1 protein-coding gene is annotated in these 842 nt (G+C 42.4%); it reads right to left on the bottom strand.

What is annotated here, in order from left to right; genetic code table 11:
- Window positions 1-432 (bottom strand): M20/M25/M40 family metallo-hydrolase (locus AB4496_RS26310; RefSeq protein ID WP_372132836.1); only part of this gene is annotated, 432 nt, incomplete at its 3' end.
- Window positions 433-842: the final 410 nt, after the last annotated feature.

Below are 842 nucleotides of genomic sequence, written 5' to 3'. Positions count from 1 at the left end.
GAATAGACCGCCTTCTTCGAATACAGTAAACGCAATCTCGATAGTTTTGTGCTCTTGGCCTTCAGCTTTGATGCAACGAACCGCTTCCATGATCGCTGCGATACCAGACTTGTCGTCGCCGCCTAGAATCGTATTGCCTTTAGAGCGGATGATGCCGTCTTCAATGATTGGCTCAATGCCGATACCTGGCGTTACTGTGTCCATGTGGCAGCTGAACACTGTGCTACCTGGAAGAGTGCCATCTAGACGAGCGTAGATGTTGAAACCGTTAGACACTTCTTCAGGAACCGCCAGTTTGTGAACTTCAAAACCCAGTTCACCGAGTTGCTCAGCCAAAGCTTCAGCAATCGCTTTTTCGTTACGAGATTCACTATCAATTTTCACTAGATCGCAGAAATGTTCTACGAGACGTTGTTCATTAATTTGGGTCATTGTTAATTCTCATTTTGCTCCGTTGTTTCTAAAGAAGTCACGGAGGCTGGAACAGGAAAATAACTATAACGCCTTTTTACAGAATCATTGCCTGAGTTAAATCAAGAAAATTATCTGATTATTCTAATTTATGAGAAAAATACTACGCGGATCGACCCATGTGCAGGATTTAAATCTCCATATGTGTCGGGTACAATGTGAAACCGCTTAAGGTAACCGTCGATTAAATTGGTATGCAATCAGTAATGGCACTTATAAATGAATAACAACAGAGTGTTAGGCTCATTTTTTCTCGTCGTACTGATCAGTGTTGTACTAGGATTGTATTTACTCTATCCAACTTATGACGACGATTTACAGACTATTCGACCAGAAACCCCAGGCGCGTACAGTCCCGAAAAAGAGTTATC

Source organism: Vibrio sp. 10N.222.46.A1, from assembly GCF_041473595.1.
GTDB lineage: Bacteria > Pseudomonadota > Gammaproteobacteria > Enterobacterales > Vibrionaceae > Vibrio > Vibrio tasmaniensis_A.
This window is presented reverse-complemented; position numbering and strand designations above follow the sequence as displayed.